The following is a 7,284-nucleotide window of genomic DNA, read 5'->3' as shown; positions in this document are numbered from 1 at the left end:
ATATATATATTATACCAAAAAAACGTACGATTTTGTCGTACGTTTTTGCGTTTTAGAGACTATAATTTATTTATTGCTCGTTACAGCCCCTATTTTTCAGCTACGATACGACATGGTAAACCTGTTAAATCACTATAATTTACGGGAAAAGTGTTTATTAAACAGCTAGTTTGTTTTTCTCCTTGAAGCAGTGCTTTCATACCATCCATATTTTCAACTACAAAAACATCATGGTTAGCACAGTACTGGTCAATTGGGGTATGTTCTTTACCACGACGAATTCCGGGTGCATCGATCCCAATGATACGTACTTGTTTTTCTAATAATAAATCAATTAATTCTCTTGATAACTGAATATGATCTTTAAAATATTCTTTATTACCATAACCATATTCATCAACATAACCAGTATAGAAAGCGACAAACAGACCTTTTTCAAGATAATTTAAATTAATATCATTTTCAGTGATGTCACGGTTTCTTATTGATGATACATCATAAACAATAGCTGGTAAACGCAAATAATCAAGCGGGAAGACTTTGTCCATAACATCAAAGTGGGTTCCTAAATGACCTGTTAATGAAAACTTGTCATTACCATTAGCATCCTTTATTATTTTTGAAGTGATTTTTAAAGTTAAATCATAATACATTATTTTTTCCTCCTTTGTTTTCTGATATAATTATATTGCTTTTTTTAATTTAAAAAAATATTTATATTGGCTAAATATCAATTGATATTAGCTTTTTGGAGGAAATATGAATAAAGATTATGAAGATAAAAAAACTATTGGCAGTTTAGCTTTTCCTTTGGCGCTGTATGATGATCATGTTTATCCTAATATTTTAGATTATACTAACTGGCATTATCATCAATCACTTCAGTTTTGTTTAATGATCGAAGGCAGTGTCACTTTTCAAATTAATCAAAAACTGATTACATTTAAACCAGGTCAAGCTCTATTTATCAACAGTGAACAGTTGCATCGTACTTTTAATCAAAACAAAACTAAGAGTTATTATCTTTGTTTAGCAATTGAACCCCGTTTTTTATATAGCCAGGCAGGAAGTATCATTAATTCAAAATATCTTGAACCAGTTATTTTAAATAAGGCAATTGATTTTTATTATTTTGATTTATCAAAATCGTGGCATCATTTAGTTATTGAAAAACTAAAAAAGATAAATCAGCTATATAAAACCAGCCAAGATGAATTAGATATTTATATTGAATTACTTTCAATCTGGTCATTGATGTTTAAAAATTTTTTTAATACATTAGATCTAACTAAACAATATAATCATGATGAACGGTTGAAAAAGATCTTAGCTTATATTGAAAAACATTATCAGGATAAAATAACGCTAAAAGATCTTAGTGATGAGGTTGGTTTAACGACAACTTATTTATGTCGGGATTTTAAAAATAAGATGAATTGTCAATTATTTGAATATATAGTTGATTTTAGAATTAGAAAAAGTATTGAATTGATGAAAACTGATTTAACGATTAGTGAAATTGCTTATCAATGTGGTTTTGCCAGTTCTAATTTTTATATCAAAAAGTTTAAAGAAAAAATGAAAGTTACACCATTGACATATAAAAAAAGTTTTTTATGATTTTAATTGTAAATATCGAATATTTTATGGTAGAAAAATTAATGACAAAATCTAATTCTGTGTTATAATGTTGGAATTGTAAGAGAGGTTGAAATAAGATGAAGATTAGAAATATCGCAATTATTGCCCATGTTGATCATGGTAAAACAACTTTAGTAGACCAGCTGTTAAAATTATCAGGTACTTTACGTGATAATGAACAGATTGCTGAAAGAGCTATGGATAGTAACGCTATTGAACGTGAAAGAGGAATTACGATCTTAGCGAAAAATACTGCAATTAATTATAAAGATTATCGAATTAATATTATGGATACACCAGGTCATGCTGATTTTGGTGGTGAAGTAGAACGAATCATGAATATGGTTGATGGCGTTTTATTGGTCGTTGATGCTTATGAAGGAACAATGCCACAAACTCGTTTTGTTTTAAAGAAAGCATTAGAAGCAAAAGTAAAACCAATTGTTGTTATTAATAAAGTTGACCGTCCTGTTGTAAGAATCCAGGAAGTAATGGATGAAGTATTAGAGTTATTCATGGAATTAGGAGCTGATGATGATCAGTTAGATTTCCCAATTGTTTATACTTCAGCGCTGCAAGGGACTTCTAGTTTAGATAGTAATCTAGCAACTCAAGAGCCAAATATGGATTGTTTATTTGAAATGATCATTAATGAAATTCCGGAACCATTAGTTGATCAAGATGGTCCATTACAATTCCAGCCGGCATTATTAGATTATAATGATTATGTAGGAAGAATTGGGATTGGACGAATTCAAAGAGGTAAGATCAAAGTTAATGAAAGTGTAACTTGTGTTCGTCAGGATGGTAGTCATAGTCAGTTTAGAATTCAAAAATTATATGGATTTTTAGGTTTACACCGAATTGAAATCGAAGAAGCTTATGCTGGGGATATCGTTGCTATCGCTGGACTTAGTGATATTGGAGTTGGTGAAACTGTATGTACTACTGGTCAAGAAGAAGCGTTACCTTTATTAAAGGTTGATGAACCAACAATTCAAATGGTATTTGGAACCAATACATCACCATTTGCGGGTAAAGATGGAAAATTCGTTACAGCAAGACAAATCGAAGAACGTTTGTTTAAAGAAACTAATCGTGATGTATCGTTAAAAATTGAACGAATGGCCAATAGTGAAGAATGGATCGTTTCTGGTCGTGGTGAATTACATTTATCAATTTTAATTGAAAATATGCGTCGTGAAGGTTTTGAATTACAAGTTTCTAAACCAAAAGTTATTGTTAAAGAAATCGATGGGGTTAAATGTGAGCCATACGAAGAAGTAAATATTGAAGCACCTGATGATTGTATTGGAAATGTAATTGAATCACTAGGATATCGTCGTGGAACTTTGGAAAATATGGTAAGTAATGATGGTCAGACAAGTATTACTTATACAATTCCTTCTCGGGGGTTAATTGGCTTCATGACTAACTTTTTAACGATGACTAAAGGTTATGGAATTATTTCTCATTCATTTTTAGAATATCGTCCTATGGAAGGAGAAACAGTTGGAGAACGTTCTTTAGGAGCACTGATTTCAATTGATAGCGGTCAAACAACAGCTTATGCATTAGGCAGTGTTGAAGATCGTGGGGTTATGTTTGTGGAACCAGGAATTGAAGTTTATGAAGGGATGATTGTTGGTGAACATAGTCGTGATAACGATTTAGTAGTTAATGTTACTAAAGGAAAACAGCTAACGAATACACGTTCATCTTCTAAAGATTCTACAGTAGTGTTAAAACGACCACGGACGTTTAATTTAGAAGGATGCTTAGATTATATTAATGATGATGAATTAGTAGAAGTAACGCCTAAACATATTCGGTTAAGAAAACGTTATTTAACTGAACAACAACGGCGTCAGCAATATCGTATGAAAGCGAAATAATTCTCTGTTTTTTTGAGATAATTCACTAATTTTTAATTGATTTAGGTTTATTTAGATAAAAAATAACAACCTTTTTAGGCTTAATAGCTAAAAAAGGTTGTTATTTTCATAAAAATTTGCATATTTTAAAAAGATATGCTATTATGTCTTTGTTAGTAAACTCAAAAGAAACGGGGGATTGTTTGAATGAAAGCAACAGTTGAGATCCAACATAACGGAAAAAACGTAACTGCGGTTGAAATTGAAAAAATGGTAAAAGAAGACGTTAAAGCGCAAGGTATTAAAATCACAACTATTGATACATTAGAAATCTATTATACACCAGATACAACTTCAGTATACTATGTTGTAACAACTAAAGATGGTAAAACATTCAATAATGAAGAACCATTAGTGGTTGAATAAGCTAATAAAAGTTGGCGAAAACGATAATTCTAAAATTATCGTTTTTTTATTTATAATGATTAGGACAATAAATTTTAATTTGTTGAGTAGTTTATCGACAAAAAACATGCTATAATTGTTTTGTTTGTTAGGAGTGAAAAGAATGAAAAAAATCGCAGCAGGATTATTAGCATTATTGATAGTAACTGGATGTTCAAATAACGAAAATAACCAAACTCTATTTGTTGAAAATAGTAAAGATAAATATGCATTAGTTGATTATGAAGGAGAAAAACTGACTAAGTTTATCTATGATAAATATGAAGCGGTGGGAACCGATGGTTTTATTGTTGTTAAAGGTGATGACTATGGTTATTTACTTAGTGATGGCAGTGAGGGTATTAAACTTGGTAAATACACCAAATTAGAATCAATTGCCAATATGTTAGTTGGTTATGATAAAGATGATAAAATCACGATTTTAAATAGTGAAGGAAAAAAATTATATTCACAAAGTAAAGATGTTAAAATTACGCTTACTGGGTTACCAGTTATTAAAGATGGTAAAGAGTATCGGGTATTATATGATACTGGTGAAGAGTTATTAAGCAGTAATAATGAAATTATTAGTGCTTATACAATTGATGAAAAATATACGATCGTAAACTATAAAAAAGAAGCTTATATTTATAATCATTTATCAACTGAAGATTCGCTTCGAGTTAAAAGTGGTGGTGATAACCAATTAATGGATCAAGATGATGATCAAGGCTATTTACTATATAATCGTAAAAGTCATGAAGTAACTGCAGTAAATACTAAAGGAAAAGTATTATTTACTAAAGAACAGGAATTAGATGATTTATATTATGATAGTCAAAAAAATATTATTGGCGTTTTAAATCAAACAACTTATATTTTTAGTAACAAAGGTAATATTAAGGAAACAAACAGCTATTATTATGATTATAAGAATTATGTAATCAAGAGTGCTGGTACTATTTACGGTCCCCATACATTTGTTTGTGATGGTAAAGAAAAAGAAGTTGAAGGAATTCAGTTAGATCCATTAGCTTCGCAAATTAGAAATGAAATCTTCCCAGTTTTTGTTAAGGATGAAGGTTATCAATATTATGGTTTTGATGGCAAACCAGCTTTTAAAACGGTATATCAAAGTGCTGAAGTATTTGATCGTAATTCTTTAGCGATGGTTTCTAAAGAAGAAGATAAATATTATTTGATTGATACTGATAATAAAAAAGTTTCTAAAGAATACAAACGAATTGAGTATTTAGGTAAAAAATTCTATGCTGGATATAAAAGTGGTAGCCAGTATGTTGTTTTTGATACAACCGGAACAGTTGTAATCGATGATAGTTTCATGAAAGAAGGAACTGTTTTTGAGTATAATGGTGACGTATATGGTATTTTTAATAAAAACGGAACTAGCTATGTTTATGACATGGAAGAATTTGAAGTACTCTTTTACCAGGAAGGTGATTTGGAGTTTAATGATAGTGGTTATTTTGTAACTGTAGAAAACGATAGTTATTATACAATAGAAGGAGAACAAATCTATAAGAGGTAGTAAAATGGAATATTATATTTATATGTTAGTATCATTAGCGGTTATGCTGATGGTGATAAAATTGATTTTTTGTGAGCTTGAAGGTAAGTCAGCAAAAAAGACAAATGCCATTAACTGGTATCTTAAATATACCAAACCATTTAAATATACACGAACTCGCAGTATTATTTTAATGTGTGTGGTATGTTATATGATTGCTTCAATTCAACCTTTTTTTTCAATTGAATGGCTGATTGAACTAGTTGGTTTTGTAGCTGTTGGGGTAATCTTTGATGCTTTAAGTCAGGTAACCGGTTTTTATTACAATAAATTACGCTTTCGTAAACCAATAAAAATGGCTATAACAAATCAGGCAGAAATTAATGAAGCTATTAAAGATCAAAAAGAAGCAATGATCAAATACAGTATCCCTAGTTATTCTAGTAAAGATATTGCATCAAGATATTTAAATGAAGATGTGCATTTAGCTTTTGTATCTTATGATGGCGGTGAATACGTGGATTCTTTTGAATACTTACCGCCAATTACTTATGCTGTTGAAATTCAAAGTGATAAAGCTAAAGAACGCTTAGAAAGCCGTAATGTAAAAGTTACTAGTTTAACTGAAGAAGGAAAATTGCCGTTTAAAGATGAACGACTAGATATTGTTGTCAATGAGCTAGCTAATTATGACAAATATGATTTATATCGAGTAATCAAACCAGGCGGTTATTTAGTTGTAAATCAAATGGGTAGTGATAATTACAAAGAATTAACTAATATCTTTTTACCATTTAAATTATCAGGCCGCTGGGATCTAGAAGCCGGTAAAAGAACTTTAAGTGACATCGGCTTAGAAATTGTTGATGGCTTTGAAGAACATGGCTTTATTCGTTTTGATACATTAGCTGCTTTTGTACAATTTTTAAAAAAGATTACTCGCAGTGATGTTAGTCAAGATCGATTCATGAATTTTTATGGTCATGTATTAAGAGAAATTAAAGAAAAAAGTTATTTTGAATTAACAACTCATCGCTTTCTAGTAGTAGCTAGAAAAAAAGAAATATAGTTTTTAAAACTGATCAAACAAAAAAGAACCTCATTATTTTAATAATATAGAGGTTCTTTTTATTATGAAAAAGTTCAAGAAATACTTTGATGTTTCACATTACAGGAATTTATAAGTATTAACTAGAAACTAGGCTAAAGAACCCAATTTTAGAAAAATGACTTTTAAATATAGCTATGATATAATAAAAATAATTAAAGCGAAAGGAAAGATGATCATGAAGCGGATATGTATGGGCATTGAAAACTTTAAAAAATTATTAGATAATAATTATTATTATGTTGATAAAACGATGTTAATTGAAGATGTCTTAAGTGATGAAGTAATGTTATATTCTAGACCAAGAAGATTTGGTAAGACCTTGAATATGTCAATGCTTTATTATTTTTTCTCAAACAAAGAACAGAAAATGCTTATTTATTTGATGGATTAAAGATCAGTGAAAATAAAGAAATCATGAAACTTCAAAACCAGTATCCAATTATCTTTTTAACGCTAAAAGATATGATCGAAAATAATTACACAGCGCAGATAGAAAAATTTGCTTCTTTAATAGGCGATGTTATTAAAAAGAATCCTGAATTATTAGAAAGTAAATATATTGATGAAACAGACAGACATATATTAAAAAAACTTAGAAATAGAGATAGCAGTTTGATTGATTTGAAAGAATCTTTATATCGTATTTCACAATGTATGCAACAGCACTATCATCAAAATGTTATTAT

General features: G+C 29.5%; 8 protein-coding genes. 7 read left to right on the top strand and 1 reads right to left on the bottom strand.

Annotated features, from left to right (window positions below; all coding sequences use genetic code 11):
• Nucleotides 1-89 precede the first annotated feature (89 nt).
• Nucleotides 90-653 carry a cyclase family protein gene (locus J7M77_RS15070; RefSeq protein ID WP_296880047.1) on the bottom strand — a complete coding sequence of 188 codons (564 nt, stop codon included), beginning with the start codon at nt 651-653 and terminating at the stop codon, nt 90-92.
• A gap of 106 nt (nt 654-759) precedes the next feature.
• On the opposite strand from J7M77_RS15070, the gene J7M77_RS15065 reads away from it, so the two are divergent.
• The 7 genes from J7M77_RS15065 to J7M77_RS15035 all read left to right on the top strand — a co-directional run.
• On the top strand, nt 760-1,620 hold the full coding sequence (locus J7M77_RS15065; RefSeq protein ID WP_296880045.1) for an AraC family transcriptional regulator: 861 nt from the start codon (nt 760-762) through the stop codon (nt 1,618-1,620).
• Between the two features lie 98 nt (nt 1,621-1,718).
• Nucleotides 1,719-3,536, top strand: a complete 1,818-nt coding sequence (gene typA / locus J7M77_RS15060; RefSeq protein ID WP_296880043.1) for a translational GTPase TypA — start codon at nt 1,719-1,721, stop codon at nt 3,534-3,536.
• A 186-nt stretch (nt 3,537-3,722) separates the two neighbouring features.
• Nucleotides 3,723-3,941, top strand: a complete 219-nt coding sequence (locus J7M77_RS15055) for a DUF6465 family protein (protein WP_296880041.1) — start codon at nt 3,723-3,725, stop codon at nt 3,939-3,941.
• A 142-nt stretch (nt 3,942-4,083) separates the two neighbouring features.
• Nucleotides 4,084-5,508, top strand: a complete 1,425-nt coding sequence (locus tag J7M77_RS15050; RefSeq protein ID WP_296880039.1) for a hypothetical protein — start codon at nt 4,084-4,086, stop codon at nt 5,506-5,508.
• A 4-nt stretch (nt 5,509-5,512) separates the two neighbouring features.
• Nucleotides 5,513-6,556: a hypothetical protein gene (locus tag J7M77_RS15045; protein WP_296880037.1), complete on the top strand. Its 1,044-nt coding sequence runs from the start codon at nt 5,513-5,515 to the stop codon at nt 6,554-6,556.
• Between the two features lie 217 nt (nt 6,557-6,773).
• Nucleotides 6,774-6,989 carry an AAA family ATPase gene (locus J7M77_RS15040; protein WP_296880035.1) on the top strand — a complete coding sequence of 72 codons (216 nt, stop codon included), beginning with the start codon at nt 6,774-6,776 and terminating at the stop codon, nt 6,987-6,989.
• A 23-nt stretch (nt 6,990-7,012) separates the two neighbouring features.
• Nucleotides 7,013-7,284: hypothetical protein (locus J7M77_RS15035; RefSeq protein ID WP_296880034.1), on the top strand; the 272-nt coding region annotated here is incomplete at its 3' end.

Origin of the sequence: Thomasclavelia sp. (genome assembly GCF_017889095.1) — a bacterium.
Lineage (GTDB): Bacteria > Bacillota_I > Bacilli_A > Erysipelotrichales > Coprobacillaceae > Thomasclavelia.
This window is presented reverse-complemented; position numbering and strand designations above follow the sequence as displayed.

Coding starts and splice junctions, on each gene's coding strand:
- J7M77_RS15040 (WP_296880035.1), top strand. CDS start 6,774: ATGAAGCGGATATGTATGGGCATTGAAAACTTTAAAAAATTATTAGAT.
- J7M77_RS15045 (WP_296880037.1), top strand. CDS start 5,513: ATGGAATATTATATTTATATGTTAGTATCATTAGCGGTTATGCTGATG.
- J7M77_RS15065 (WP_296880045.1), top strand. CDS start 760: ATGAATAAAGATTATGAAGATAAAAAAACTATTGGCAGTTTAGCTTTT.
- typA (WP_296880043.1), top strand. CDS start 1,719: ATGAAGATTAGAAATATCGCAATTATTGCCCATGTTGATCATGGTAAA.
- J7M77_RS15070 (WP_296880047.1), bottom strand. CDS start 653: ATGTATTATGATTTAACTTTAAAAATCACTTCAAAAATAATAAAGGAT.
- J7M77_RS15055 (WP_296880041.1), top strand. CDS start 3,723: ATGAAAGCAACAGTTGAGATCCAACATAACGGAAAAAACGTAACTGCG.
- J7M77_RS15050 (WP_296880039.1), top strand. CDS start 4,084: ATGAAAAAAATCGCAGCAGGATTATTAGCATTATTGATAGTAACTGGA.